The organism is Ruegeria sp. HKCCD6428 (assembly GCF_013110595.1).
In the GTDB taxonomy this organism is placed as follows: Bacteria; Pseudomonadota; Alphaproteobacteria; order Rhodobacterales; family Rhodobacteraceae; genus Ruegeria.
In genome coordinates this window covers 74,009-99,848 of sequence record NZ_WVQX01000010.1, presented here as the reverse complement: position 1 = coordinate 99,848, position 25,840 = coordinate 74,009, and the positions used below count along the sequence as shown (strand labels likewise).

The 25,840-nt window shown below is 57.9% G+C and carries 25 protein-coding genes; 18 read left to right on the top strand and 7 right to left on the bottom strand.

Translation table 11 applies throughout. The annotated features are described in order from the left end of the window. The first annotated feature begins 37 nt into the window (after positions 1-37). The 6 genes from glcE to GS620_RS18760 all read left to right on the top strand — a co-directional run bounded on the left by glcE (position 38) and on the right by GS620_RS18760 (position 7,140). On the top strand, positions 38-1,138 hold the full coding sequence (glcE, locus tag GS620_RS18785) for a glycolate oxidase subunit GlcE (RefSeq protein WP_171617391.1): 1,101 nt from the start codon (positions 38-40) through the stop codon (positions 1,136-1,138). A 4-nt stretch (positions 1,139-1,142) separates the two neighbouring features. Next, entirely contained in the window at positions 1,143-2,456 is a 1,314-nt protein-coding gene (glcF, locus tag GS620_RS18780; RefSeq protein WP_171617390.1) for a glycolate oxidase subunit GlcF, read from the top strand. A 119-nt stretch (positions 2,457-2,575) separates the two neighbouring features. Beyond that, on the top strand, positions 2,576-3,367 hold the full coding sequence (locus tag GS620_RS18775; RefSeq protein ID WP_171171842.1) for a serine protease: 792 nt from the start codon (positions 2,576-2,578) through the stop codon (positions 3,365-3,367). Beyond that, entirely contained in the window at positions 3,364-4,179 is an 816-nt protein-coding gene (locus GS620_RS18770; RefSeq protein ID WP_171617389.1) for a serine protease, read from the top strand. Before GS620_RS18775 ends, GS620_RS18770 begins: the two co-directional genes overlap by 4 nt. 123 nt (positions 4,180-4,302) lie before the next feature. Further along, entirely contained in the window at positions 4,303-4,770 is a 468-nt protein-coding gene (locus GS620_RS18765) for an Hsp20 family protein (protein ID WP_152459732.1), read from the top strand. A gap of 144 nt (positions 4,771-4,914) precedes the next feature. Beyond that, positions 4,915-7,140 (top strand): tetratricopeptide repeat protein, encoded by a 2,226-nt coding sequence (locus GS620_RS18760; protein WP_171120110.1) that lies wholly within the window; start codon positions 4,915-4,917, stop codon positions 7,138-7,140. A gap of 110 nt (positions 7,141-7,250) precedes the next feature. On the opposite strand, the gene GS620_RS18755 is transcribed toward GS620_RS18760, so the two are convergent. Then, positions 7,251-8,726, bottom strand: coding sequence for an NAD-dependent succinate-semialdehyde dehydrogenase (locus tag GS620_RS18755; RefSeq protein ID WP_171617388.1), 1,476 nt, complete (start codon positions 8,724-8,726; stop codon positions 7,251-7,253). Positions 8,727-9,010: 284 nt separating this feature from the next. Here GS620_RS18755 and GS620_RS18750 point away from each other — a divergent pair, with 284 nt between their 5' ends. From GS620_RS18750 to GS620_RS18720, 7 genes are all read left to right on the top strand, one after another. Further along, positions 9,011-10,090, top strand: coding sequence for a hypothetical protein (locus GS620_RS18750; RefSeq protein ID WP_171230262.1), 1,080 nt, complete (start codon positions 9,011-9,013; stop codon positions 10,088-10,090). 222 nt (positions 10,091-10,312) lie between these two features. Next, on the top strand, positions 10,313-11,431 hold the full coding sequence (locus GS620_RS18745; RefSeq protein ID WP_171617387.1) for a hypothetical protein: 1,119 nt from the start codon (positions 10,313-10,315) through the stop codon (positions 11,429-11,431). 57 nt (positions 11,432-11,488) lie between these two features. Further along, on the top strand, positions 11,489-13,420 hold the full coding sequence (locus tag GS620_RS18740) for an ATP-binding protein (RefSeq protein WP_171617386.1): 1,932 nt from the start codon (positions 11,489-11,491) through the stop codon (positions 13,418-13,420). Then, positions 13,420-14,124 (top strand): DUF2971 domain-containing protein, encoded by a 705-nt coding sequence (locus GS620_RS22320; protein ID WP_171617385.1) that lies wholly within the window; start codon positions 13,420-13,422, stop codon positions 14,122-14,124. The genes GS620_RS18740 and GS620_RS22320 overlap by 1 nt, the downstream gene beginning before the upstream one ends. Next, the gene (locus GS620_RS18730) at positions 14,121-15,458 is read left to right on the top strand and encodes a DUF6638 family protein (protein WP_171617384.1); all 1,338 of its coding nucleotides are present in this window, start codon (positions 14,121-14,123) and stop codon (positions 15,456-15,458) included. The genes GS620_RS22320 and GS620_RS18730 overlap by 4 nt, the downstream gene beginning before the upstream one ends. 1 nt (position 15,459) lies before the next feature. Beyond that, positions 15,460-15,726, top strand: coding sequence for a hypothetical protein (locus tag GS620_RS18725; protein WP_171120117.1), 267 nt, complete (start codon positions 15,460-15,462; stop codon positions 15,724-15,726). Between the two features lie 10 nt (positions 15,727-15,736). Continuing rightward, positions 15,737-16,381, top strand: coding sequence for a DUF1523 family protein (locus GS620_RS18720; RefSeq protein ID WP_152459741.1), 645 nt, complete (start codon positions 15,737-15,739; stop codon positions 16,379-16,381). A 54-nt stretch (positions 16,382-16,435) separates the two neighbouring features. Here the strand turns inward: GS620_RS18720 and GS620_RS18715 are convergent, their stop codons facing one another. The 6 genes from GS620_RS18715 to GS620_RS18690 form a co-directional block, all read right to left on the bottom strand. Then, the gene (locus tag GS620_RS18715) at positions 16,436-17,530 is read right to left on the bottom strand and encodes a flagellar basal body P-ring protein FlgI (protein WP_171120118.1); all 1,095 of its coding nucleotides are present in this window, start codon (positions 17,528-17,530) and stop codon (positions 16,436-16,438) included. Further along, positions 17,527-18,534, bottom strand: a complete 1,008-nt coding sequence (locus GS620_RS18710) for a flagellin (protein ID WP_171617383.1) — start codon at positions 18,532-18,534, stop codon at positions 17,527-17,529. The genes GS620_RS18715 and GS620_RS18710 overlap by 4 nt, the downstream gene beginning before the upstream one ends. A 2-nt stretch (positions 18,535-18,536) precedes the next feature. After that, positions 18,537-19,988, bottom strand: coding sequence for a flagellar hook-associated protein FlgK (gene flgK / locus GS620_RS18705; RefSeq protein WP_171617382.1), 1,452 nt, complete (start codon positions 19,986-19,988; stop codon positions 18,537-18,539). 32 nt (positions 19,989-20,020) lie between these two features. Then, complete coding sequence (locus GS620_RS18700) at positions 20,021-21,316, bottom strand: flagellar hook protein FlgE (RefSeq protein ID WP_171617381.1); 1,296 nt, start codon at positions 21,314-21,316, stop codon at positions 20,021-20,023. A gap of 91 nt (positions 21,317-21,407) precedes the next feature. After that, positions 21,408-22,247 carry a flagellar motor protein MotB gene (locus tag GS620_RS18695; RefSeq protein ID WP_171617380.1) on the bottom strand — a complete coding sequence of 280 codons (840 nt, stop codon included), beginning with the start codon at positions 22,245-22,247 and terminating at the stop codon, positions 21,408-21,410. Between the two features lie 85 nt (positions 22,248-22,332). After that, entirely contained in the window at positions 22,333-23,625 is a 1,293-nt protein-coding gene (locus GS620_RS18690; protein ID WP_371809829.1) for a FliI/YscN family ATPase, read from the bottom strand. Between the two features lie 132 nt (positions 23,626-23,757). Between GS620_RS18690 and GS620_RS18685 the strand changes: the two genes are divergently transcribed. Genes GS620_RS18685 through GS620_RS18665 form a run of 5 tightly spaced genes read left to right on the top strand, consistent with a single transcriptional unit; the run spans position 23,758 to position 25,832 of the window. Next, positions 23,758-24,144 carry a FlgB family protein gene (locus GS620_RS18685; protein WP_171617378.1) on the top strand — a complete coding sequence of 129 codons (387 nt, stop codon included), beginning with the start codon at positions 23,758-23,760 and terminating at the stop codon, positions 24,142-24,144. A gap of 11 nt (positions 24,145-24,155) precedes the next feature. After that, entirely contained in the window at positions 24,156-24,542 is a 387-nt protein-coding gene (gene flgC / locus GS620_RS18680; RefSeq protein ID WP_171617377.1) for a flagellar basal body rod protein FlgC, read from the top strand. Between the two features lie 12 nt (positions 24,543-24,554). Next, positions 24,555-24,845, top strand: coding sequence for a flagellar hook-basal body complex protein FliE (gene fliE / locus GS620_RS18675; RefSeq protein ID WP_171171810.1), 291 nt, complete (start codon positions 24,555-24,557; stop codon positions 24,843-24,845). A 4-nt stretch (positions 24,846-24,849) separates the two neighbouring features. Beyond that, positions 24,850-25,122: a flagellar biosynthetic protein FliQ gene (locus tag GS620_RS18670; protein ID WP_170345696.1), complete on the top strand. Its 273-nt coding sequence runs from the start codon at positions 24,850-24,852 to the stop codon at positions 25,120-25,122. Then, positions 25,122-25,832, top strand: coding sequence for a flagellar hook-basal body complex protein (locus GS620_RS18665; RefSeq protein WP_171617376.1), 711 nt, complete (start codon positions 25,122-25,124; stop codon positions 25,830-25,832). Before GS620_RS18670 ends, GS620_RS18665 begins: the two co-directional genes overlap by 1 nt. The last annotated feature ends 8 nt before the right edge of the window (positions 25,833-25,840 follow it).

The window sequence follows — 25,840 nt, the reverse complement described above, 5'->3', positions numbered from 1 at the left end:
CCCTTGCCCCCGGAGTATTTTGGAAAAGATGAAGCAAATGAGACCTGAGACGGAAGCTGAATTGGCCGAACTGGTGGCCGGGCTGAGCGGTCCGGTGCGGATTGCCGGAGGTGGTACGCGCGGTGTGACCGGGAGGGAGCCCGAACTGAAGGTATCCGGGCTGAGCGGTATTACCCTCTATGAACCCGGGGCGCTGACACTTGTGGCAAAGGCGGGTACACCGCTGGCTGAGATTGAGGCGGCGTTGGATGGGGAAGGGCAACAACTGGCCTTTGAACCGATGGATCACCGGGGTTTGCTGGAGATCCGGGGTAATCCGACGATTGGCGGTGTTGTGGCGGCCAATATCTCGGGCCCGCGGCGGATTCAGGCCGGGGCGTGCCGGGATTATCTTTTAGGAGTGCGCTTCGTCGACGGGCGCGGGCAGGTGATCAGGAACGGCGGGCGGGTGATGAAGAACGTCACCGGCTACGATCTGGTCAAGCTGATGGGTGGGTCTTGGGGCACTTTGGGCGTTGTGACCGAGGTGTCGTTGAAGGTGCTGCCCAAGCCGGAACGAAGTTCAACCCTTTCCGTTGCAGTCTCAGACATCGGCGTTGCTGTGCGGGTTCTTTCGGCAGCACTGAAATCTCCATTTGAGGTGACGGGCGCGGCCTATGACCCAAATCTTCAAAAAGCCTTGATTAGGGTCGAAGGTTTTGAGGATTCGGTTGCATATCGGACAAGCAGATTGACATCTGAGTTGGAAGGTTTTGGGGACGTTGCTGAGGAAAGCAAGTCCGAGGCGCTTTGGGCTGGAATACGTGACGTGCACCCATTTCAGGGCAAGGAGGGGGACGTCTGGCGGCTTTCGGTAAAACCGGGTGACGCGGCGGAGATTTCGGCGCGCGCCGAAGCGGATCAAGCGCTGTTTGACTGGGGCGGTGGTCTTGTTTGGCTGCGGGTCCCGGCCGGCACGGATGTGCGTGCCCGGCTTGGTGCGTTTTCTGGTCATGCCACTTTGGTACGATCTGACCACGCGACGTTCGGAAAACTGGGGCGGTTTCATCCGGAATCCACATCAATATCGGCTCTGACAAAGGGCTTACGTGCGAAATTTGATCCTCGCGGTTTGTTCAACCCAGGACTGATGGGATAGGGCGATGCAGACAAAATTCACGGAAAAGCAATTGCTGGACCCGGCAATCCAGCGCTCGAACGAGATTCTGCGCAACTGCGTCCATTGCGGATTTTGCACGGCCACGTGCCCGACATATCAGGTGCTGGGAGATGAGCTCGACAGTCCGCGTGGGCGCATCTACCTGATCAAGGACATGCTGGAAAACGAGCGTGTGCCCGACGAAAAGACGGTAAAGCACATCGACCGCTGCCTGTCCTGTCTGGCCTGCATGACCACCTGCCCGTCAGGCGTGCACTATATGCATCTGGTCGATCATGCGCGCGAATACATCGAGGCAAACTACAAGCGCCCGCTGACGGATCGTGCGTTGCGCTGGGTTCTGGCGCAGATCCTGCCCTATCCCATGCGATTCCGTTGGGCCCTGATCGGGGCCAGGCTGGGCCGCCCTTTCCGGTTCCTGATGCCTGATGCCCGGCTGCGCGCGATGTTGGACATGGCGCCCAAGCATATCCCGCCTGTCAGCCGCAACGATGATCCGCAGAGTTTTGCGCCCGGCGGCGAACGGAAAATGCGGGTGGCGCTGATGACGGGCTGCGCGCAAAGGGCGCTGAACACCGATATCAATGACGCCACGATCCGCCTGCTGACTCGATTGGGGTGCGAGGTCGTGATCGCCAAAGGTGCCGGGTGTTGCGGAGCTTTGACCCATCACATGGGCAAGGTGCAAGACAGTCATATGGCGGCAAAAGCCAATATCAGAGCCTGGAAACGGGAAATGGACGGTGATGGGTTGGACGCCATAGTCATCAATACCTCCGGCTGTGGCACCACCGTGAAAGATTATGGGCATATGTTTCGCAATGGCCCGCTAGCCGAAGATGCGGCGCGTGTGTCTGCAATCGCCATGGATATCAGTGAACTTCTGATCAAGTTGGATCTGCCGACGGGCGAAAACCAAAACCTGACCGTCGCCTATCATGCGGCCTGCTCATTGCAGCATGGGCAGAAGATCAAATCCTATCCCAAAGACTTGCTGAAACACGCGGGTTTCACGGTTGTCGAACCCGCCGACAGTCATTTGTGCTGCGGCAGCGCGGGAACGTACAACCTGATGCAGCCGGACATATCAGGCCAGTTGAAACAGCGAAAAGTCAGAACTCTTGAGGCGAAACAGCCTGATATCATTGCCGCTGGCAATATCGGGTGCATGATGCAGATCGGTTCTGGTACGCAACTGCCGATCGTTCACACGGTAGAGTTGCTGGACTGGGCGACCGGCGGGCCAAAGCCACCGGCCTTGCAGGGAACAGGGAACCCGGTTCCCGTCTTGCGGTGAATCATGCTGATGCCAGCGCGCATCATTTCCCAGGGAAATACCTTTGGTGCATGACCGCCCTATTTTCGCCCAACGCGGCACGTAGGACAAAAGCTTCGAAGTGAGTCTCGGAGAACCGCGTGCGTAACTGGATCAAGGCGATCGTGCTCTGTGTCTTGCCATTGGCGGCCACGGCGCAGGACACTAGGCTGGAAAGCCTGGATACGTCGGATTCCGGGCGCGAGTGGATGGCTGTCGGGCGGTTGGATATCGCCGGCGCAGGGTTTTGCACCGGAACGCTGGTGTCGCCGACGCTTGTACTGACAGCGGCGCATTGCCTGTTCGACAAAAGATCAGGACAACGGATCAACCCTGCGGATATCGAGTTTCTGGCCGGGTGGCGTTTGGGACGTGCGTTGGCCTATCGGACCGCGCGCCAGGCTGTGATCCATCCGGACTACCAATATGGCGTCGACTCTACGGCCGACCGGGTAAGCGCGGACGTGGCTTTGATCGAGCTGTGGCAGCCGATCCGTAATACCGCCGTCATTCCATTTGAGTCGGGCGATCAGCCCAAACGTGGCGCTGAAGTGGGCGTTGTGTCTTATGCGCATGACCGGTCAGAAGCTCCGTCGCTGCAACAGGTCTGCTCGGTCATGAACCGGCAGGCCGGGGTTATGGTCATGTCCTGCGACGTTGATTTCGGGTCTTCGGGGGCACCCGTTTTTTCTTTCACGGGCGCGCGCCCTCAGATCGTATCGGTGGTTGCGGCCAAGGCCAGTATGGACGGCCAGAGTGTTGCAATTGGAACCGCGGTTGAGCATTCTCTGCAATTGCTGCGTGACGAACTTTCTGCGGGGCGGGGATTTGGGCTTTCCTCGTCCGGATCGGGAACGAACAAGAACATAGGCGCAAGGTTCATTCGACCATGATGAGAGTCTTCTGGAGCCTGTTATTGGGCCTGAGCATCCTGGCAACAGCGCCGCAAGCGCAATCCAACAAGCGCAAGCTGACCGACCGGGATGACCTTTATGGTTGGGAGGCTATCGGTCGGCTGGATGTCCGCGATGCCTCGTATTGCACCGGCACGTTGATCGCGCAGGACATGGTGCTGACCGCAGCCCATTGTGCGGTGGATCGTCGTACCGGGAAGACTTATGTGCCCGAAGACATCACGTTTCGTGCAGGCCTTAGCAACGGCAACGCTTTGGCCGAGCGTCAGGTCACGCAAATCGCCCTTCATCCCAGCTATGGGGCGCAGAACCCGCTGTCGCACGAAGGTGTCCAGTTGGACGTGGCCCTGATGCGGCTGAACGAGCCTATCCCGTATTCGGTCGCCGACCCTTTTGCGCTGCACAGCGGCCGTGTTCCGGGCAACAAGATCAGCATTGCCTCGTATGGGCGCGGACGGTCCGAGGCGATCACCCGAGAACGGTCGTGCCGTATCATCGACCGCAGGCAGGGTCTGATCACCTTTGATTGCGACATTACTTTCGGGTCTTCCGGGTCTGCAATTCTGGCGAAAAACGGTGCGCGCTGGCAGATCCTGTCTGTGGTATCGGCGGTAGGCACGAACGGCCGTAGAAAGGTGGGGTTTGGCATGGAGCTTGGCGGGATCGTCGCCGAGCTCAAGGCCATCATGCGGCGCGACGCACCTCAGCCCAAGGCGTCGATCCGCCGATTGCAGGTCGGGTCCGGTAAGTCAGGATCTGGTGCGAAATTCATCAGTTCTGGCGGGGGTTGAACTCGGCGAAATCGCTACCCATGTGATGTGTATCGGACCGCCACAACGGGGTCCGGTACCTGAAATCGCCCGTCCAGTCGGAGGGCACTTATCGCAAATCGCTCAAGAATGAGGATATGACACATGCGTACGTTTGATTTTGCACCGCTGCACCGCGCCACCATTGGCTTTGACCAGATCGCCGACATGATGGATCGCGTTCTGACCAACGATGGGGCCCAGCCCAGCTATCCACCCTACAACATTGAAAAAACCGATGTCGACACCTACCGGATATCGGTGGCCGTTGCCGGTTTTTCGGAAAACGACCTGACCGTGGAAGTGAAAGAAAATTCACTTGTCGTGGCAGGTAAAAAAGCCGCCGAAGACAAAGAGCGCACCTATCTGCACCGTGGCATCGCCACCCGCGCGTTCGAGCGTCGGTTTGCCCTGGCGGATCATGTCCGCGTCACCGGTGCGAGCCACGAAAACGGTATGCTGAACATCGAACTGAAGCGCGAGGTTCCGGAGGCTCTGAAACCGCGCCGGATCGAGATCACCTCGGCCAAAGCCATCGAGAAGGATGTGGTGGACGCCAAAGCCGTGAACTGAGGCTTCTGAATATCCCGCGGCAGTTCACTCCTCCCGGACTGCCGCAACACACGCCCCGCGTTCCTCCAGACGCGGGGCGTTGTGTTTTGGGCGTGTGCGAAAACTGGTTCCCAGCAAATTATCCGCCTGATAGTCTTCGGTATTATGGAAAGCCGACCAAAACGTCGACTAGCAGCTATCCTGGCAGCCGACATCGCCGGCTACTCAAGATTGGTTGGTCTGGACGAAGAAGGTACCATCGCAAGGCTTCGCCTGATCCGCAGCGAAGTCATAGAGCCGGCGATCGCCCGGCATTCAGGGCGCATCGCGAACACTGCGGGAGACAGCTTTGTGATCGAATTTCGCAGCGCCGTCGATGCGGTTCACGCTGCCGTGGAAATTCAGGCCGACCTTGCAAAGAGAAACGCGGGTACCGATCAAGATAGCGTCATCACGTTTCGGATCGGCCTGAATGTCGGCGATGTGGTTTCGAACGGGGATGACATCCTTGGCGACGGGGTGAACGTTGCCGCGCGGCTCGAGGCACTGTCAGATCCCGGTGGTATCATTGTTTCACAATCCATCGTCGATTATGCGCGCAACAAAGTGCCCTATGGTTTTGCCCCGATCGGGCCACAGAACGTCAAGAACATCGCAGACCCAGTTCAGGCCTTTCGCGTAGAAGCGGAAATTTTGCCTTCACCGCGAAAAAGCCGCACACTGAGGAAATCCCGCTGGCTGCCGCTGGCGGCTCTGCTCGTGATGTTGGCGGCTGTTGGGCTTTTTCTGACGAAACCGTGGAAGACTGGCCAATTGCGCGCCTCAGAGGCGCAGATGGTTTACCCTTTGCCGGATCTACCTTCCATCGCAGTGTTGCCGATTGCGAATTACACCGATGACGCATCCAAGGAAATGCTGATCAACGGTATCTCTGAGGATTTGATCACGGACCTGTCCCGAATATCCGGATTGTTCGTCATCGCCGGCAATTCATCCTTCGCATACCGCGACAGGAACATAGATATCGCTCGTTTCGCCGAAGAACTTGGGGTTCGCTACGTCGTTGACGGCAGCGTGCGACGTGCGGATGAAGATTTCCGGATCAACATTCGCCTGACCGACACATTGAACGGGCGATTGATCTGGGCGGACAGGTTTGATGGCGCGATTGATGACATCTTTGAAGTGCAGAAAACCATTGTTCTCGCAATTGCTCAGGAGCTGGATCTTCCGCTCGACCCTCAAAGCCGGCAAGCCATCGAAAGTGTGGAAACCCAGACCATTGCAGCACGCGAGGCCTTCCAGCGCGGGTGGGAGTTGTATTCGCAGTTCAACGAACAGGACAACCTTGCGGCAATTCCCCATTTTGAAAAGGCCGTGGAATTGGACCCGGATTATGGGCGTGCCTGGGCGACGCTTGCCCTGGCGCATTTGCGACCGCACATCTTTCATCATTGGAATGGGTTTGCAGAGTCAGGCGCGCAAATGCATATCGGCCTGTTTTACAGATATTACCGGGATGTGATGGAGCAGGACACCGCCCTGGTGCACGTTATCCGGGCTATTGTCAGTCTCAACCTTCCGGATTGGGACAGTAACCTACGGGTAGGTCGGGGGACGGAAGAAGCCAGACGAGAAGCAGCGAAAGCCATCGCGCTGCAACCCAGCGACCCCGAGGCGCATCTGACGATGGGATGGGCGCTGATTGCAGCCGGTGAGCCCGAGGAAGGATTGGCCTTTGTACAGGCCGCGACCCGGCTGGATCCCAATTATCCCAGCCACTACGCGCTGTTTGAAGCGGCGGCTCTTTACGCATTGAATGACCTGACGGGTGCGGCAGATGTGATCGAGAAAGAGTTGAACAGAAATCCGCAGGCAACTGAACTGATGCCATTTGCAGCCTCGGTTCTGGCCCTGAATGGAGATCGCCGTGCGGGCAGGGCCATCATCGACCGATGGCAAAAGGGCAAGCATGCCGGTGTCATACAGGACGCTGTTCAGAATTACTTTTTCATCATTCGCTGGGTCGGTGAGAACCAGCATTTGAACGCCCGGCTGAACGACGGGCTGCGTCTGGCGGCGTTGCCTCCGGAAAAAACCATAGCAAGTCTGAGGGCGGACCTGTCACGGGGGGATGCCAAAGATCAGCGGACGGCAGCCCAATCGCTGGCCCTGTTTGGTCCCGAGGCAGAGCCAGCGGTGCCGGAATTGATCGCGCTTCTTGAAAGCCCGTCGGTGTTTGTCCGCAAAGAGGCAGCCATTGCATTGGGGAAAATAGGTGGCGCGGCGTCCTCTGCATTGCCCGCGCTGGAAGCCATGGTGGACGGTTCGTTACAGGGAAAGTTCGCGACCCGTGCAATCGAACAAATCCGCGACAAATCCGCAGAATAGCCGTGTCAGCGTCGATTGGGTCACCGCCATGAACAGTCAAAAGACGACGCGATTGCGTTTCCGGACGCGGGGGTCTCTGCCCACCGCAATGGGACAGAGACCGTATTGGATCAGACCGACATGCAGACGTATTTCATTTCCAGATAGTCTTCCATGCCGTGATGGCTGCCTTCGCGGCCCAGACCGGATTGCTTGACGCCGCCGAACGGGCCCAGCTCGGTCGAGATGATGCCGGTGTTCACGCCGACGATACCGTATTCCAGCGCTTCGGCCACCTTGTAGACGCGGCTCAGGTCCTTGGCATAGAAATACGAGGCCAGACCAAAAATCGTGTCATTGGCCATGGCGATCACGTCGTCTTCGTCCTCGAACTTGAACAGCGGGGCCAGCGGGCCAAAGGTTTCGTCCTGCGCCACCAGCATGTCCTGCGTCACGCCGGTCACGATGGTTGGCTGGAAGAACGTGCCGCCCAGATCATGCGGCAGACCGCCAGTCAGGACCGCGCCGCCCTTGTCGGTCACGTCCTTGATATGTTCTTCGACCTTGGCGACCGCGTCGGCATTGATCAGCGGGCCGGTGGTGGTGCCTTCGGTCAAGCCGTCGCCGATCTTGAGTGCCTCTACTGCCGTTTTCAGTTTGGCCGCGAATGCGTCATAGACGCCGGCCTGCACGTAGATACGGTTCGCGCAGACACAGGTCTGGCCATTGTTGCGGAACTTGCACAGCATCGCGCCTTCGACGGCGGCATCCAGATCGGCGTCGTCGAACACGATGAACGGTGCGTTGCCGCCCAGCTCCATCGAACATTTCATGACCTGATCGGCTGCCTGGCGCAGCAGGATGCGGCCCACTTCGGTCGATCCGGTAAAGGTCAGCTTGCGCACGCCGGGGTTTTCGCAGAACTCCTTGCCGATCTCACTGGCCTGCGACGAGGGCACCACGTTGAACACGCCCGCAGGTACGCCGGCCTGTTCCGCCAGCAGCGCCAGTACCAGCGCCGACAGAGGCGTTTCGGTGGCCGGGCGCGCCACAAAGGCGCAGCCAGCGGCCAAAGCCGGGCCTGCCTTGCGGGTGATCATCGCGTTGGGAAAGTTCCAGGGCGTGATCGAGGCCGCAACGCCGATCGGCTGCTTCATCACCATGATCCGCTTGTCGCGCTGATGGCCGGGAATGGTCTCGCCATAGACGCGCTTGGCCTCTTCACCGAAGAACTCGATGAAAGACGCGCCATAGCCGATCTCACCGATGGCTTCGGCCAGGGGTTTGCCCTGTTCAGCGGTCAGGATCTTGCCCAGATCCTCGGCGTTTTCCATCATCAGATCGAACCAGCGCCGCAGGATGGCTGCACGTTCCTTGCCGGTCAGTTTGGCCCATTCCTTCTGCGCGGCTTCGGCCTGTGCGATTGCTCCGGCGACCTGAGCGCGGCTGACGTCTGCCACCTCGGCGACCACATCGCCCCGAGCGGGGTTGGTGACTTTGAACGTGCCATTGTCACCGTCTACCCAGTGACCGCCGATATAGGCTTTGGTTACAAGCAATTCGGGGTTCTTCAGGATTGACTTCAGATCGGTCGTTGCGTCCAGCATGATAAGCCTCCGGCGTGAATTGGGTTGCGCGCACCCAATCAGGTGATGTCTCAATTGTCTATGGCCACTCTGGATGTGGAATCAATCCAGATTTGATCAAAAAAATACTTAACAAGTTAAATTAATCGAGTCACCCGAAATCTGCGCGTTTCATTGGCCGGTCTCGCCTTTCTTTTTGCCAAGGAGTTTGCCAAAGTCTGAGTGAATTTTGAGACCCGGGGGATGTAAATCAGTGTAACATTCCCTATCTTATTGGGTAATAGAAGAAAAAAGGGATAGAAGCGATGTCGAACCAGCAATTCGAAGCGTTGATAGAAGAGACTCAAGCCAAAGTGCGCGAAAGCCAGTCTCAGATCGAAGGGCTGACCTCGCGCATTGAAGCGGCCCGCGCCAAGATCGGCACTGCCGAGGCCGATATCGACATCGAAAACGCCACGCTCGAGGATGTGCACGCCCATACCGAGGTGATGAACGCCAATATCGCCGAGCTGATCATGGGGCTGGACGACGTCACCAGCGCGTTTTCCAAGGATTTTGACGAGATGCGCTCGAAAACCGGGTGGGAGTCGTTTGTCGGCATCTTCTCGAAAGGTAAATCCGAGTCGATGCGGCAGGAGCGGATGCGCACCGCCAATATCGATGACAAGCTGCAAGACCTGATCGCCAAATCCGACGTGATCGTCAAACTGCTGCAAGGGCAGTTGGCCGTGCTGGAGGAACAGCGCGTCAAGGTCGAGGACAACCTGACCGTCACGCTGGACGATCGCGAGGCGACTGTGGCGGAACTCGAGGCGCTGCGCGCCGAGATTCAGGGTATGGATCCGACGATCATCACGCTGGAAAACAAGATCAGCGTCGAACAGGACGCCGCCGCGCGCACCCAGTTGGAAACCGAACTTGCCGAGTTGAACAAACAATACAACGCCAAGGTTCAGGAAGAACAGGTCAAGTTGGCCAAATCCCAAACGCTGGAGCGTTACATCGAAAAGGGCAAAACCTGGGTCGATTCACTGCAAAACCAGGCGGCGACGCAGATGGTGCTGATCAACAAGCTGCAAACAGACACGCAACAGCGCGTGGTGCTGTATGACGCCCTGACCAAATCGCTGAAAACTGCACAGCAGCAGGACGTGGCCCACCGCATCAACGAGATCGGCGTGCAGACCGACCAGGAGGCGCAAACCGCCATGGCCGCCATCGGCACCGCGACCAACCAGAAGATGGCCGACATGCTCGAGGCGCACGAGGACCACATGGTCTTTGCCCGCGACGTGCTGGAGAAAAAGGCCAAGGCGGATGAGCGCTTTGCCCGCCGGTTTGCCTCGATTGTCGAGAAGCATGATAAGAATTTGTATGGCGGATGAAGATTTCGGAAATGAGATTAATTGGGCGACCGAGATCAGTGCCCGAATGGACTTACCAAATGGTTGTGGCAACTTTGTTTGTGCTCGGCCTAATTTGGATTTGGCCGGAATCAACAGCTAACTATGTTGGAATATACGCGGCAGTCTGTGTCGGTAGCCTAGTCAATTTGTACCTTATTGTTAAAAATAACAAAAAGGGGAAACCTGAAGAAGTCGCCGAGGATGACTGACCCCACCCAAGACCATGTCGGCCTGACCGACACTTTCGCCTCGCGCCGCTATTTCCGCAAATTCGAGGTGATCACCGTCCACCTCCTGCGCGTGGCTGCGACGATGGAGGCCGAGGGCGCGATCAGCAAACAAGAGGTTCGGATCGTGTCGCGCTACCTCTCGGGGCTGCTCTACACCTTCCGCGCGCTCTCCATGAAATACCTGCTGGTCGGGCGTGATACCGGGCGGTTCTTTGGCAGCCTCGCCATGGACAAGCGCGACAGCGGGTTTCCGGTGGCGGCCGAGTTGTTGACCATGGCCAATGACGCGCAGCAGGCGCAGGTGCATCTGGCAAACATGCCCTCGGAAGAGGACCTGAAAACCGACATGGTGCGGGCAATTATTGGCGATCAGGACATCCCCACCAAGTTGCAATTCGCGCTGTCCCAAAGGCTCTATTACGAGGAATTGTTGAAAGGTCAGCTGTTCTGGGCCCGCAACGATCCCGAATGTCACTGGATCGGGAATGAGGGCGAGCGGCGCAAGTTCCTGATCCACTGGGCGGTCTATGACAGCCAGATCAACCTGCCCGTCATCTATCTGATGCAGCTTGAGGACAGCGGCAAAACTGCCCTGCCCAAGGATCAGCGCCGCTGGCCCGAGGTTCAGGCGCATCTGATGGCGCAAGCGCTGGGTGGGTTGAAACTGGTGACGATTGCCAAAGGCTTCGATCAGGATTTCGACGACCTGCATCCCAAACACCTGCGCCGCATCCATGTGGGTCCGATGTATTCCTCGGCCTATACCGAGCAATCCGGCCCCCTGCGGCAGGTGCTGGAGGACGCGCAATCTCCGCAAGGTCAGGATTGGGCACTGGCCTGGACCACCGAAGAACTGGAGAGCGAAGAGGTGATCGAAGAGCGCTCCGGGTGGTTCTCGACCGTTGAGCGCGAGATTTTTGCGCTGGACCCGTTCGGCGGGCAGGGGGCCGAGACCGGGGCCACGCGCACTCAGCGCTCGATCATCCTGCCCCAGCGTCCGTTTCAGGTGCTGGCCGAGCGCAACCCGCCGGGTTTTGCCGATGTGCGCAAGTTCGTCGTCAGCAAGACCGGGCAGGTGTTGAGATATTGAATTTTTCGCCTCCGGCGGGAGTATTTTTGAAAAGATGAAGCAAGGGCGGTTATTGAGATGAGTTTGACGTCAGATCAGATGGAATTGCGCGAAGACGACATTCGCAAGCATTATCCCGCAGCGACCGCCCTGTTGAACGGGTTCGAGCATGCACCGCGGATTGCCAAACCCGTTGAGGCCGCCGTCGAACGGTCTCCGGGTGTGTCGACGGGGCGGCGGTTTCGGTCGACGACACCGGGTTTGGTGACACGGCGCACGGTGCGCGCGGATGGGGTGCATCTGGTTGAACGAATCGAGGCGTCGGATGATGGCGATACGCTGGTCTCACCCCCGCAGGCCACTGCCCAGCAGGCCATTCGGCGCGCGATTGCCATCGCTCTGGCCGTGGCCGAGGCCTATACGGAGCAGACGCCGTTGGCCGATCTGAAACGTGCCAATTTGGCCGGGGATCTACCTGCCGCGCGCAAGACTGAATTCTCGGAATTGCTGACCGCCGAGGCTTTGATCACGCTCCATACGTTCGGCAACGCGCTGGCTTATCTGATGTCTTCGCATCTGGGCGAAACCACCGTTGATCTGGGCGAGATCGAAGAGGTTCTGACCGACAATGGCCAGCTTGCCCTGCATGGCGCGCTGTGGGAGCTGGATCAGGTGCTGGCCAAACACGCCCCCGACGACGCCCATCTAATCGCGGCTACCAGCGCTTATGCCGAACAACTGATGGAAAAGGCCGCCCTGCGTGCAGGGTCCGCAGGCCATCTGGCCCCGTTCCAGAATGCTGCCTGGCATATCGAGGCGGATGACCTGACCATCCGGGGGTTTGAGCCGGCCTCAAAAGCCAAATCCACCACGCTCACCATGACGTTCAAGAAACCGAATGAGGTGGTCGGCAACCATATCGCCAAATATCAGACCATGAAACTGGCCAAGATGGTGATGGCCTATGATTTCGACCGCCGCCTGAACCCGTTTGCCGAGCTTGGCGGGTTCATCTTTACCTTCATGGGCGACGGCAAACCGGGCACCGGCAAGACGACCCTGATCCAGATGATGGCGGGGCTGATCAACGACTATTGCCAGAACGCGGGCTATCCGTTCCGCTATCAGAACCTGAGCACCGACAATATCGACAGCTATCAGGGCAAATCGGGCCAGAACGCCAAGGCGTTCATCAACACGATCATCGACCCCTCGGTCATCGGGTTCGGCACCATCGACGATATCGACCAGCTGGCGGGTAAACGCGGCGACCGGCAATCGTCAGCCGGGCAGTTGGAAATCACCGCCGTGCTGATGGAGAGCTTTGCGGGCGCCAACACCGTCGTGCGCGGCAACTGCACCTTTGGCATGTTCTCGAACTACCCCGAGAATGTGGACGACGCCCTGCGTCAACGGGCGGGTGCGCGGTTTCTGGTGGACGGGCCACAGACGCGCGAGGATTACATCGACATCCTGCACCTGCTGATGGGCCGCAACCATGACATCCCGCTGGGTGAGCACGAGGCCTATGCCGCGCAAGAGATCAAAAAAGCTGTCGCCGCCAGTTTCGAAAGCCACTCCCGCCCGCATGAGGACGCCTTGCTGCAGGTCTATGACCGGGTTTCGGCTCAGATCGGCCAGATGGACACCATCGCCAAGCTGGGCACCTACCTCAAGGCGATCCAGCAGGCGGATGAGCGCTTTACCGGCCGCGCGATCAAGAACATCACCGACGCGGTCAAGGTCCGCGCGATGGATTTCGAACTGCCCGACGAATGGATGGAGAACCCCGACCTGTTCCTGTTCCGCGACTACGACACCAAGAAGGCCATGATCGAGGACTTGCGCCAGCCGATCACGATGGACATGGTGATCCAGGAGATCAACCGCTACGCCGACAGCGAGTTCCGCTATGCCGACAAGAGCGATGAGGTCGCCATCGAGAACGCCGTCCGCGAGATGGGCCGGATGGAAGAGGCCAAGCGACGGTATCTGGAGGGGAAGGGGTAGTGACCTACAGCTTAGAATGGCTGAAGAAACCGGAACTCGGCTATCGAAGAGTTTTCTATTTCACGGGGCCAAATCACGTCCTAACGACGATTAGAAATAGGCGAGTCAAATTGTCCGCATTTGACAAATGTAACGATGTTTTTGAGCTTGCATCATTTTCACTAGACGAAAGAGCTTCGCGAGACGCTCACCGAAATTGGATGCAATCAGTCAAGGACAAGGTAGGCTTGCTATGTCTTTCCGAAGACTGGAAGAATCCGTTGATGTGGGCACACTATGCCGATAGAGGGCAGGGGGTTTGCCTTGTCATTGATGTGTCGATGAAAATTTCCACGCCAGTAAAATACTTGGCCGTGAGGAAAGTGTATAATGATCGAGATTTCCCGAAGCCCAATTCTCCAAACTTTAGTGAGTTCTGCTCCATCAAGTCGACAAAGTGGAAATATGAAAGAGAAATAAGAGTAATCTCAAAGTTTATGGACTCTGATGTAGTCAAAGACGGAAACATGCGTTTCCTGAATTTCTCGGAGCGCCTAAAGCTAGTTGGAGTAATAAACGGGCCGCGGCCCGTTCTTTGCTGCGAAGAAATTCTCGCGGCAGGGATAGACCGATCTCGCTTCTTCCAATCAAGACCGGCGTTTAGAAAGTTCAATATTGTGAGCCAGCAGAACACAAAGCTCTGGAAGTGGTGCGACAAAACATGATTCGCCTCATCGAAAAAGGCCTGATGTTCGGCAACCTCGTCCACATCTCCAGCCCGGCCTTAGTCGAGCGGTATAACCGCGCGTTGCAGCATCTTGCGGGCAAGACCACGGCGCTGACGGATTTCCATGTCGATATCTCGGGCTATTCGCCGGAGGTAGGGATTGAGCTGGAGGATGAGCTTTATCTCAACCCCAACGGGGTCAACCGGCAGTTCATCCTGCTGACGACCGAGCAGAAACGTGCGCCTTTGCTGAACGTCAAATTCTCGACCTCGCGCGATATCCTGCGGGAATTCATCGAGATGAACGAGGCGCAGCTGTTCGCCCTGACCGCCACCGATGCGGTGGCCGGAGAGTTGGTGAACTCGGTTTTCAAACTCACCACGCCGCGCGACCTGCTGAACCTGCGCAAGATCGAGATCGAGGCCGACACAACAGGCGGCACCCTGCGCAAGGCACAGCAACTGGCAGGCATGGTCGAACGGTTCAAAACCGAAGAGGACGCCTGGTTCGATGATGTGCTGATCGCCAAGATGATCGAAACCGCCAGGGAAACCGGTGACGTCACCCGAAACCCGGTGCGCCTGCGTCATACGGATTTTGAGCAGCGAAACTTCTGGACGGCACATTTCGGTGGGCTTTATCTTTTTCCTGACGTTGATCACCCGGCAGCGATTTGCATGGGTGAAAAGCCTGACGACTTGCCGATCAAATACACGTTTGATCCGCCGCAGCGGAACCAGATTGCCAAATTTCTGGACTACAACGATCTGGTTGAGCCCATCGTCAAGGCGCGCGGCGTGGATGCGGCCGCGATCCTGCAACAGAAGATGGATTTCCTGACCGTCGATGCGGCGGCAGATGCCGATGTCAACCTGACCGGGCTGGATCGCAGCGACATGCGGCGGTTGGCCCGGAACCACGCGGATCGCCTGCCGCAGGCCTATCACGGGCTTGCGCAACTGCTGCGCTGGGCAAGTGACGGGGGTCCGTGGCCGCGCATCACCTCGGACCACCCGGCCTATTTCTACACGCTACGCGCCGCCGATACGCCGAACCGCGATCTGGTGAACATGCTGTTGTCCGAATTGGCCCCGCTGGACCCGCGCCAGATGTTCATCTGCCACAAAGAATTGTTCTACCGAACATATTCTGGCTGGCCCGAGAGCAAGAAGGCCTATGTGGCCGACTTCCTTGCGCGCGAATATCAGGTGGACAAGCAAGGCGCCCGCGCCGCCCTGTTCGGACATGAGCCGGATATGAGTGGTGACGATCGCGTCAGCGATGACATAATTGCTCGGGTTGGTCCGTGGGGTTCGGTGAGGAAAGGTTGAAATGATTGGATTGTTGCGCCTTTTGCTGATCTTGCTGGTGATCCAGACGATTGCCTATGTCGGGCTGTCTTTCTATTCGCGCGGCATACGCCGGCGCAAACTGGAGAACTGGTGGGACGAAAAGGGCAAGACGGGCAACAAAGAAGCCTTTGTCGAACGCGGATTGCATGTGTATGACAACTCGTTTCGGCGTAAACTGATCCTGGGTGTCTATATCGTGCCGTGGGTGGCGATTGGCGCGCTGATCTACATCGTGAATTACATGTGAGGGTTTAGGCATGGCCTATGTGAAATGGGCGTTCATTATCATTTTCTGGGGTACGATTGCCGTGATCCTGCAATATTCTCTGCCCCAGCATGACATTGTGCGCATCGTCAACACCTATGAAGAACGGCAGGATCTGAACGACTGGACCCGGATCTTTTGGTCAGAGCCGGAAGATCAATCCACCAGCCTGTCCAACCGGGATGTGCAGTTCATTCAGGCGGTGCGGGCTAACGGAAAACCCATCGTGTACCGAAATGAGGATACCGGCTGGGGATGGCCCCCGTATTTCAAGTTCGACACGGCGAACCTGTATACCGAGGCCAATGATGCGAAATCCACCAAGGAAAACCCGAAATGGGTGGTCGTAACCCACTACGGGTGGCGCAACGAATTCATGTCGATCTTTCCCAACGCCATTTTCATCAAAGACGTTGAAGGGCCGGATGTTCGGATCATTCCCTGGTTCAATATCATCTTCCTGACGATCTTTGCGGCGTTCGTCTGGGCGATATGGGTGCGTTGGCGCAGGTTCCGGCAAGCACGGATTGATCCGATGATCGAAAACGTGGAAGATGGCCTATATGCGGCCGGTGACGCCATAGAAGAGCGACATAACAGATTTCGGCGCTGGCTGGACAGCTGGAAATCGAAATAGATACAAGCTTTGGTGGGCGTGCCAGCAGCACGCCTATCCCGCTGGCGGTGCCTTTCACCTGACGATGAATTCCGCATGCAGCGCGCCTGCTGCCTTGATCGTTTTCAGAATGTCGATCATGTCCTGAGGCGAGACCCCAAGCGCGTTCAGACCTGCGACAACCTCGGACAACGTGGTGGCCTCGGGGATTTCGGCGAGGCCGGTTCCCTCTTCTTCCTCGATCCCTGCGATTGTACGTGGCACGACCACTGTTTCACCTCTGGCGAACGGGTTGGGCTGCACCGCAATCGGTGCCTCCTGAACCGTCAGAGTCAGGTTGCCTTGAGACACCGCAACACGCGAAATTCGGACCTCCTGCCCCATGACAATGGTGCCAGAGCGCTGATCGACAACAACGCGCGCTTTCGATTCAGGCTCGACCAGAATGTTTTCGATACGCCCTATGGCGTGGGCTGTCGAAACCGCCTGCGTCGCCGCGACGTTGATCTCAACCGTGCCGGAATCCCGCATGATTGCCACAACTCTGTTGAACTCGGTGTTTATCGCGGTTTCGATGCGCGCGGCTGTGGTGAAATCGGGCTCTCTGAGTGCAAGGCGCATTTGAGTGAGAGTTGACAAATCGAAGTCAATTTCACGCTCGACCCTTGCACCGGATGGGATCACGCCCGAAGTTGGCACCCCACGCACGACCGAGGCTGCCTCTCCTTCAGCCGAAACGCCACCTGCAAGGATTGTGCCCTGCGCGACCGCATAGATTTGGCCATCGGCTGCGTTAAGCGGGGTCATGATCAATGTTCCACCCAACAGGCTGCTTGAATCGCCTATGGCTGAAACCGTTACATCGATTTGACCCCCCACCCGTGCAAAAGGCGGCAGGCTGGCCGTGACCAATACCGCTGCCACGTTTTTGGGCCGGAAATCCTCACCGGTGACGTTGACGCCAAGACGTTCGAGGATGTTGGACATGATTTCTTCGGTGAAAGGCGCGTTTCGTAACCCATCGCCGGTTCCGTTCAAGCCGACCACCAGGCCGTAACCCACCAGATCGTTGCCCCTTACACCGTCAAAATCCACGAGGTCCTTGAGACGGATTGTCCCAGCCCAAGCCATGCCGGGAAGGAGAAGCAGGAGAAAAATCAACGCCCTCATCTCAGAAAGTTCACCAGCGACAGGCTCGCATTGCGAACGGTTACGGAATACAGGCTTTCCAGCTGAAATTGTACCGTTTGCAGTTTCGCTGCCGTCTCATAAGGATCGGCCGCGATCAGTTCGTTTCGGCTGAATTCCAGGCTGGTTCGGGCCGACGAATTGCGTGTTGCCGCCTCTTCGATGCGGGCTTCGGCCGCCCCGACCTTTGCCCGGAGCTTGACGGTGGCATCCTGTGCGTTGGCCAGATCGACCCCTAACTGCGTGAACAAAGCGGTGCGTTGATCGGGCGAAAGTGCTAATGCGCTGTCGGTGGCCAGCGCCGCAACGGCGACGTCCCTGAGTGCGGCCTTGAACGCCGGGTCCGTTGCCGTGATCGGCAGCGTGACGCCTTCGTTTTCCGAAATCTGCATCGGAGACAGGGTGCTGTTTGACCCCTGATAAATCACGGCGTCGAAACCGGCTGGGTCATTGAACCAGTTTTCTGCCGCCAGCCTGATATCAGCGACCGTGGCAAGCCCCGTCAACTGCGATTTCAGCGCCGTCAAAAGATCGTTCGCAGATTGCAGGGGCGACACATCGGTGGCGGTACCGGAAAACAGGCTGCGCCCTCCTACGCGCGTGTTCAGTGCCGAGATCATCGTGTCCAGCTCATTCTTCGCCTGTTGGGACGCTTGTTCATGATTGACGGGCTGATTGGCGGTTCCGTAAGCCAGCAAAGACGCGGTCATGTCTCCGACCGAATCTCCGAAGGTTTTCAGGCTCAGTTGCATGGTATCGGTGAACAGGGCCGCTTCGGACGTTGCGATGCCAAAGGCGTCGAGTCTGGCGAGGCTGCGGTCGAGATCCAGAATTTGCGAATAATCCCCGCCAAGCCGCCCCGACACGTCCTGTACCCGCCCGGTGGACATTTCATAAGACAGGGTTTCGATCTGGGTTTTGATATCTGTTGCGCGGGTTCGCAAGGTCATTCCTCGCGCCAAATCGCCGATAGAAGTGATATTCATGGTCACAACCTCAGAAGAGTTTCCATAAGCTCGTCAACAACCGAGATGACACGAGCGTTTGCGGCATAAGTCTGTTCGACCTGCATGAGCCGCTGTAGTTCCTGATCGGTATCCACGCCCTGCGCGGCCTCGATTTGCGCCATTTGCTGCTGGAAGCTGTTTGCAAAAGTCTTGCGTCGATCTGCGGCATGGGCGTGTGCGCCCGCTTTCGACAACAGGGCCTTGGTCAACTCGGCAGCGCGCATGTTTCCCGTGCCGAACAGCCCGCCGGGTACCGGACGTGCGTCGTTCAATATGTTCCCGAACGCGCGCAGTTGAGCAGCCTGCCCGGGGTCACCCGGAGTTGCGGCACCCAGACCCGCGCGAAGCTTCCAACTGTCCCCGCCATTGTCAGGGTCCACGGTTGAATTGAGTGAAATCCGTGATGCAAGCCCGACAACGGATGCAGGGTCTAACCGGTTGCCGTCGTCGGTGTACAGACCAGGATCTGTCGCAAGAGCCGACGAATCCAAACCGGGCGTTTCAAATCGTTCAATCAGGTCCCTTGCAACCGTGTCGAGCTGAACCTGCGCCTCGACTGCCAAGTCGTCGCGGATGGTGAACTGCGCCATCAGTGCCCCGCCGCGGATTTGAGCGTTGTCTCCGCTTGTCCGTACCGGGTTACCGTTCATCTCCAGACCGGACAACAGACCATTTGCCACGGTCATGTGAGGCTTTGTTTCGCCGGTCGTGGAAAAAGTGAACTCCGAGGCCGTGCCTTCCAGCAGGATCAGCCCGCCCTCCGAGTACAGGGATACCAGATCATTGGCGCGCGGCACGACATTGACCGGGATCAGGGTATTGACCTGGTCGATCAGGACATGCCGCTGATCCAGCAGGGCACCGATGTCACCGCCAGAGTTTTGAATGGCGGGAATCTTGGCGTTCAGTTCTTCGATATCTTTCAGAGTCTGATTCAGGGTGTTGATCTGGGCGCCAATTTTTCGATCAGCATCCGAGCGTGCCTGGCGTACGCCTTCGGACGCCGCGTTCAGCTCGTTGGTCAGATCGCGGGCCGAGCGCGCAACCTGATCCAGCCGTTCGATCGAGTCAGGCAGACTGGCCGCCGTGATAAAGGCGTTTTCCAACGAGGACAGACGGGTAGACAGCGAAGGGCCGTCATCAGGAGACCCCACCAGTTGTTCGAACCGTGCGTGAAAATCTGAAACGTCCGACCGAAAGGCGAGTTCGGCATCAGACGAACGTCTGTTGGCGGTCAAAACCGGATCCTGATGCCGGATCACGCCAACGGTGCGTACGCCATTTCCGGAAATTGGGCTTGTGGCAAGTTCCAGGGACCGGCGCGCATAGCCGGGGGTCAACGCATTCGCGATGTTTCCGGACACCACAGCGGCCCCGCGACTGGCCGCAGTCAGCCCGCCCAATGCGTTATTGAGTGCTGTCGACATGTTCATGAGGCCGCTCCTTTCTTTGGGTCAGAGCTGGATTAACGTTTCAGGTTTGTCGTTTCCTGCAACATCTCGTCCACCGTCTGGATCACCGTGGCGCTGGAGGAGTAAGCACGTTGCGTCTGAATCAACGAGGTCAGTTCGGTCGCTACATCCGTGGTGGATTCCTCACGCGCGAAAGAAACAAGATCCCCGGTCGGGCCTTCGCCGGCATTCCAAAGAAAGAACGTACCACTTTCACGGGAAAGCGCGTAAGTCTGGCTGTCCAACGCGGTTAAACCGTTGGGATTGGGTACATCTGCCAACGGAATCTGGTACATCCGGCGACTGACGCCGGTGTCGTAGAACGCGTAGACATATCCTCTCTCATCGACCTGAACGCTGGTCATTGTTCCCACAGCAGAACCGTCACGTGTGATCGAAACAGGCGCGAACGTGTCGGACAATTGGGTTATCCCGTCTGCATCCCCGATCAGGCCGATATTGACCTCCATCGGTCCGCCGGCGACGTTGACCATGACACTGCCCGTTGCTGGATCATAAGCTCCGCCAGAAACAGGTGTGACGCTGGCCAGAGTGCCGCCTGCCGTTCGGTTGTCGGTGAATGTCAGCGTGTATTCACCGATGACCGCGCCACCCGACGCCGAGTCACGTAAGACCATAGTCCATTCGTTGCTGCTGCCGGTTGCGGGAACCGTTGGGATCAGCTGGATATCGACGCTTTCAGACTTGCCGAGATTATCGAAATACTCAACCGACAAAGGTTGAACGTCGCCCGGCGCGCCCGCATTTGTCGCCGTGGCCGGAAGGTTCATACGCAGTTTCATTTCTGTGGTTGGTGAACCCGACAGCTGGTTCACGCTCAGCTGAATGGGTTCAAGCGCGGCGGGTGTGTCGCGCGAAACCGGTGGAATAGTGCCATCGGGTGCCGCGGGCCACCCCAGAAGAACAAGGCCGGATTCGGTAACCAAATACCCTTCTTCGTTGGTTCGGAACGACCCGGTTGTTGTCAGCAGCATCTCGTTCGAATTATTCCCGATCTGCGAACTGGGGCGCACAGGCAACATGCCGCGCCCACGAACTGCCAGATCAGTTGAGTTGCTGGTTGTGACCAGGGGCCCGCGTTGATCAATCATGCGCTGGCTTGTCGTCCGCACGCCGCCTGCCGAATAGCTGCCAACCTGGCCCGACGTGACCATTGAATGAAAATCCGTCTCGACCCGTTTATACCCGTAGGTTGAAGAATTCGCGATGTTGTCGGAAATCGTCGCCAACCTGTTGGCATTGGCTTTCAGCGCCGCCACACCGGCATTGAGCGAAGAGGAAATGGTCATGGGTGCGCCCTTCTGTTGCGTCCGTCTTTGATGCAACAGGTAACGCGCTGCCCCTTAACAGCGCGCTAACATGTAAAATACGCTCTATCATTTAGGGCTGGCGCAGAAAGATCACTTCGATCCTGTTGTTCCTCGCAGCCATGGGATTGTCGGCGAACAATTCTCGGTCTGCATGGCCCGTAACACGATCCATCCTTTGTGCCGCAACGCCCTTGTCCTGTAGCAATTGACGCAATTTTTGGGCCCTTGCCGTGGACAGTTCCCAGGCAGTGTTGCGCGCCTGCACAACCGGAGACGCGCTGACATGCCCTTCGACGGCGATCGAATTGACGACAAGATCCGAGGCTCGGGCGATGATCAGGGCCAGGGACCGCAGAAAGCTGGTTGGCTTGTCGGAACCCGATTCGAACAATGTCTGATCGTCGGTGTCGAACAGTTCCACCACCAATCCTTCATCGGTGACCCGTGTGACGATATGCTTGAGCAGTTTGTCTGAGACCTCGCTTTCACCCGTGCGCCCCAGCAGTTGCGCCTCCAGGGTAGAGAAATCTTCCTTGGCCCCTTTGTCGCCGCCCACGGCGTTCACTCCGATCGAGCCACGAGCCTGATGCGATTCGGTCGGGTGTGTGGTCGTAGCACCCTGACCGTCCCGCAGCAGCACTTCTTCAGACAGCATGCTGTCGCCGCCAAACGCCCCGTCCCCGCCGCCGGATTCCGGGCTTAGCGGGATTGTCGGCGCGAAATAATCCGCCAACCCTTTTCGTTGCTGTTCCGTTGTTGCGTTCAGCAGCCACATCAACATGAAGAAGGCCATCATGGCCGTCACAAAGTCGGCATACGCGACTTTCCACGCGCCACCGTGATGGCCATCGCCACCCGATACACGCTTCTTCTTGATGATGATTGGCGCCGCATTGGTTTGCGCACCCATCTCCACCACCTTTTTATCACCCGACTATTGGAATAGCAGTGCAGGTCTTAAGGCGGCCTTAATACTTAAAACTGTTCCGAGTTCACTAACGCGGCAGGCTGGCCGAAGCACGGCGCAGAATCAGGGACAGCCGGTTAAAGCTGTTTTCAATCCCTTCGGAATCGGGTTTGCCGAAAAACGAGTCCAACTCCTCATGAACGCGCACGGCCTGATCCAAGAGCGGGTCTGATCCTTCTGAATACAGCCCGGCCTTTATCATGACTTCGGATTGTTCGTAGCTGCCGACAAGTTTGCGGGTTTCGTTGATCATCTGGTTCTCGGCCTCGGACGCGGCCTCTGGAAGGCTGCGGGATACGGATTTGCTGAGGTCAATGGCCGGGAAGCGCCCGCGTTCGGCAATCTCGCGGCTGAGTACGATATGCCCGTCCAACACACCGCGCAGAATGTCGGCGATGGGTTCATCCATGTCGGAGCCCGCAACCAGGACACTGAATACGGCGGTGATATCACCCTGCTCCTGCGTGCCGGGGCCTGCGCGTTCACACAGATTGGCAATCAGGGGGGTGACAGAGGGTGGATACCCTCGGAGCGACGGGGCTTCGCCCATGGCAACGGCGATTTCACGGTGCGCTTCCGCGAAACGGGTTACCGAATCGGCCAGAAACAGGACGTTCAGCCCCAGATCCCGCAGGAACTCAGCCGCCGACATGGCCGACCACGCGCACCGTCTGCGCGCCAATGCAGACTGGTCGGACGTCGCGGCGACCACGATAGTGCGCTTCATGGCTTCCGGGCCTATGGCGCGGGCAACAAACTCGTTCACTTCACGCCCACGTTCGCCGACAAGAGCCACCACAACCACGTCAGCCTGCATGAAGCGCGCCAGCGTCGACAGCAGCGTCGATTTCCCCACACCCGATCCCGCAAACAACCCAACGCGTTGACCGCGTACAATCGGCAGCATGGTGTTGAGAACCGATAGTCCGGTGGCCATCCGCTTTCCCAATGGCTTGCGCGCCACCGCAGGCGGGGGGGCTTGCATGATTTCGCGATCCTGCGGCCCGTTCAGCAGGGGTTTTCCGTCCAGCGGTTTGCCAAACGGATCAATGACGCGCCCAAGCCAGTGCAATGCGGGCGCGAAACCCGGCGAGGGATCAAGATACACACGGTCCCCGAGGCTGACACCGTCCGGGGCGGAACCCGGAATCATGTGGATATGGTCTGCACCGACATGCAGCACTTCACCGGCCAGATCGGGCCCCGCGCGCCGCCGCAATGTAAGCAAGTCTCCGATTCGCGCATGTTCGTTGAGGCCACTGATCTCGATCAACCCTTGTGCGACGCTACTGACCAGGCCCACGTGGCGGATCGAAGTCATCCGATCGAATTCATGTTTCAGAAGCATCGGGTCGAGATCGGACATCTTGGGTTCTCCAATTGGGTTCTGAAAACGGTTTCTAAAGGAATCGGGGTTAAGCCTTGATTGAAATTGATCGAGGGAGAAGCCCCGATGTTCTATGACTTGAACGTCCTTAAGACCGCGTACGCAATGGCAACCCATGCCGGGCAACGGCAGGCGGTGATTGCGCGCAACATGGCCAATGCGGATACGCCGGGCTACCAGCCGCGCGATATCGACCTCTTCCATAAAGCACTTGAAAACTCGGGACGCGAAGTGACCATGATGGCCACGCGGCGGGGTCATCTGCATGGCGGTACGGGTACGCAGCCTTGGGCAGAGCACCAGGCCGCTCCGTCGGGTGATCCAAATGGCAACGGCGTATCGCTTGAAGAAGAGATGCTGAAATCGGTCGAGGTCAAACGACAGCACGACCGCGCGTTGGCGATCTACAAATCCTCGATGAACATCCTTCGCACCAGTCTGGGACGTGGATAAGGGGGCCGAGGATGAGCGATTTTTCCCACTCACTTGCGGCATCCGCCAACGCCCTGCGTGCGCAGGCAGCCCGTCTGCGCCACGTGTCCGAAAACATATCGAATGCGGATACGCCCGGGTATCGGCGCAAGACGGTGCCGTTTGAGACCATAGAAAAAGATGGTCAGAACGTGGTGCAAGCCGGCCGCGTAAAGCTTGATCGACGCGACCTGACACGAATTTTCGACCCCGGTCACCCGATGGCAGATGCCAGTGGTCACTATCTGGGATCGAATGTCGATCTGATGATCGAAATAGCCGACGCGCGCGAGGCGCAACGGAGCTACGAAGCCAACCTCAAGATGTTCGATCAAACACGGCAAATGTCGTCGTCGTTGATGGAACTGCTCAGAGAATAAAGGACAGCCAGAATGGACATCCGATCATTGAACGCCGCGCAGAATTATGCCGGCGCCCGTCCTGCAACCCAGGCCGACCCCGATCACTCGGGCATGGTGCAGGGGCTGAAGGCAAGTTTTCAGGACTTTGCATCCACGTTGAAACACAGCGAGCAGATGTCGCAGACCGCGATGGTCGGGCAAGCCGACCCGCACGCGCTGGTGCAGGCGCTGGCACAGACCGAACTGGCCGTTGAGACAGCTGTGATCGTTCGCAACAAGGTGGTTGAGGCCTATCAGGAAATCCTGCGGATGCCGGTCTGATACGATGCTGAGCGAAGGTCTTTTCTATGACATCGTGCGTCAGGCTCTTTGGATCGCCGTCATCACATCGGTCCCGATTCTGGCAGTTGCTCTGGTGTCAGGCCTGGTCGTTGGTCTGTTTCAGGCTCTGACGTCGATACAGGAAATGACGCTGACCTTTGTTCCCAAACTGATCGCCATCGTCGTCGTGTTCTGGATCTCGATGGGGTTCATGACTCAGACCCTTGTTACGTTTTTCACCGGTACGCTTGTTCCATTGATCGCAGGAGGTCGCTGATGGACACCGCCTATGTCACCCTGTCCCGCCAGTCCGGGCTGATGAATGAAATGCGCCTGGTGGCGAATAACATCGCAAATGCCAACACGACCGGCTATCGCCAGCAGGGGCTGGTGTTCTCGGAATACATTCGAGATATGCCGAACAGCCCCTCCCTCTCCATGAGCCGGGCCGAGGCGCGAAATACGTCAATGCAACAAGGCGTGCTGACGCAAACCGGCGGGCAATTTGATTTTGCCATCGAAGGCGACGGTTTCTTCATGGTCGAAACCCAGGATGGCAACCGGCTGACGCGGGCTGGCAGCTTTTCTCCCAATGCCGATGGCGATCTGGTTTCAATGGATGGTGCGCGCGTGCTCGATGCCAATGGCGCGCCTGTGTTCATCCCGCCTGACGCAGCGTCAATCGATGTCGGCAGCGACGGAACGCTGAGTGTCGATGGTCAGCTTCTGGGTCAGCTGGGCGTTTTCAACGTCGCCGATACGAACGAACTTGTACGCGAAGGAAACACTCGTTTCCGCACCGACGGTGCAATTGAGCCGGTCGACGAGCCGGTGGTTTTGCATCGCTTTCTCGAAGGGTCAAACGTGAATGCGATTCAGCAAGTGACCCGTTTGGTGGAAATCCAGCGCGCCTATGAGCTGGGGCAAAGCTTTCTTGAGAGTGAAGATGAGCGCGTGCGTGGAGCACTCAAGGCGCTGATGCGCTGATTTGGATG

What these genes read in the sequence shown, in the direction of transcription:
- GS620_RS18770 (WP_171617389.1), top strand. Translation starts at nt 3,364, where the DNA reads ATGATGAGAGTCTTCTGGAGCCTGTTATTGGGCCTGAGCATCCTGGCA.
- flgK (WP_171617382.1), bottom strand. Translation starts at nt 19,988, where the DNA reads ATGAACATGTCGACAGCACTCAATAACGCATTGGGCGGGCTGACTGCG.
- glcE (WP_171617391.1), top strand. Translation starts at nt 38, where the DNA reads ATGAGACCTGAGACGGAAGCTGAATTGGCCGAACTGGTGGCCGGGCTG.
- GS620_RS18670 (WP_170345696.1), top strand. Translation starts at nt 24,850, where the DNA reads ATGCTGAGCGAAGGTCTTTTCTATGACATCGTGCGTCAGGCTCTTTGG.
- GS620_RS18765 (WP_152459732.1), top strand. Translation starts at nt 4,303, where the DNA reads ATGCGTACGTTTGATTTTGCACCGCTGCACCGCGCCACCATTGGCTTT.
- GS620_RS18710 (WP_171617383.1), bottom strand. Translation starts at nt 18,534, where the DNA reads ATGAATATCACTTCTATCGGCGATTTGGCGCGAGGAATGACCTTGCGA.
- fliE (WP_171171810.1), top strand. Translation starts at nt 24,555, where the DNA reads ATGGACATCCGATCATTGAACGCCGCGCAGAATTATGCCGGCGCCCGT.
- GS620_RS18725 (WP_171120117.1), top strand. Translation starts at nt 15,460, where the DNA reads ATGATTGGATTGTTGCGCCTTTTGCTGATCTTGCTGGTGATCCAGACG.
- GS620_RS18665 (WP_171617376.1), top strand. Translation starts at nt 25,122, where the DNA reads ATGGACACCGCCTATGTCACCCTGTCCCGCCAGTCCGGGCTGATGAAT.
- GS620_RS18690 (WP_371809829.1), bottom strand. Translation starts at nt 23,625, where the DNA reads ATGACTTCGATCCGCCACGTGGGCCTGGTCAGTAGCGTCGCACAAGGG.
- GS620_RS18700 (WP_171617381.1), bottom strand. Translation starts at nt 21,316, where the DNA reads ATGACCATTTCCTCTTCGCTCAATGCCGGTGTGGCGGCGCTGAAAGCC.
- GS620_RS18745 (WP_171617387.1), top strand. Translation starts at nt 10,313, where the DNA reads ATGACTGACCCCACCCAAGACCATGTCGGCCTGACCGACACTTTCGCC.
- GS620_RS18715 (WP_171120118.1), bottom strand. Translation starts at nt 17,530, where the DNA reads ATGAGGGCGTTGATTTTTCTCCTGCTTCTCCTTCCCGGCATGGCTTGG.
- flgC (WP_171617377.1), top strand. Translation starts at nt 24,156, where the DNA reads ATGAGCGATTTTTCCCACTCACTTGCGGCATCCGCCAACGCCCTGCGT.
- GS620_RS18730 (WP_171617384.1), top strand. Translation starts at nt 14,121, where the DNA reads ATGATTCGCCTCATCGAAAAAGGCCTGATGTTCGGCAACCTCGTCCAC.
- GS620_RS18685 (WP_171617378.1), top strand. Translation starts at nt 23,758, where the DNA reads ATGTTCTATGACTTGAACGTCCTTAAGACCGCGTACGCAATGGCAACC.
- GS620_RS18720 (WP_152459741.1), top strand. Translation starts at nt 15,737, where the DNA reads ATGGCCTATGTGAAATGGGCGTTCATTATCATTTTCTGGGGTACGATT.
- GS620_RS18695 (WP_171617380.1), bottom strand. Translation starts at nt 22,247, where the DNA reads ATGGGTGCGCAAACCAATGCGGCGCCAATCATCATCAAGAAGAAGCGT.
- GS620_RS18750 (WP_171230262.1), top strand. Translation starts at nt 9,011, where the DNA reads ATGTCGAACCAGCAATTCGAAGCGTTGATAGAAGAGACTCAAGCCAAA.
- GS620_RS18740 (WP_171617386.1), top strand. Translation starts at nt 11,489, where the DNA reads ATGAGTTTGACGTCAGATCAGATGGAATTGCGCGAAGACGACATTCGC.
- GS620_RS18755 (WP_171617388.1), bottom strand. Translation starts at nt 8,726, where the DNA reads ATGCTGGACGCAACGACCGATCTGAAGTCAATCCTGAAGAACCCCGAA.
- glcF (WP_171617390.1), top strand. Translation starts at nt 1,143, where the DNA reads ATGCAGACAAAATTCACGGAAAAGCAATTGCTGGACCCGGCAATCCAG.
- GS620_RS18760 (WP_171120110.1), top strand. Translation starts at nt 4,915, where the DNA reads ATGGAAAGCCGACCAAAACGTCGACTAGCAGCTATCCTGGCAGCCGAC.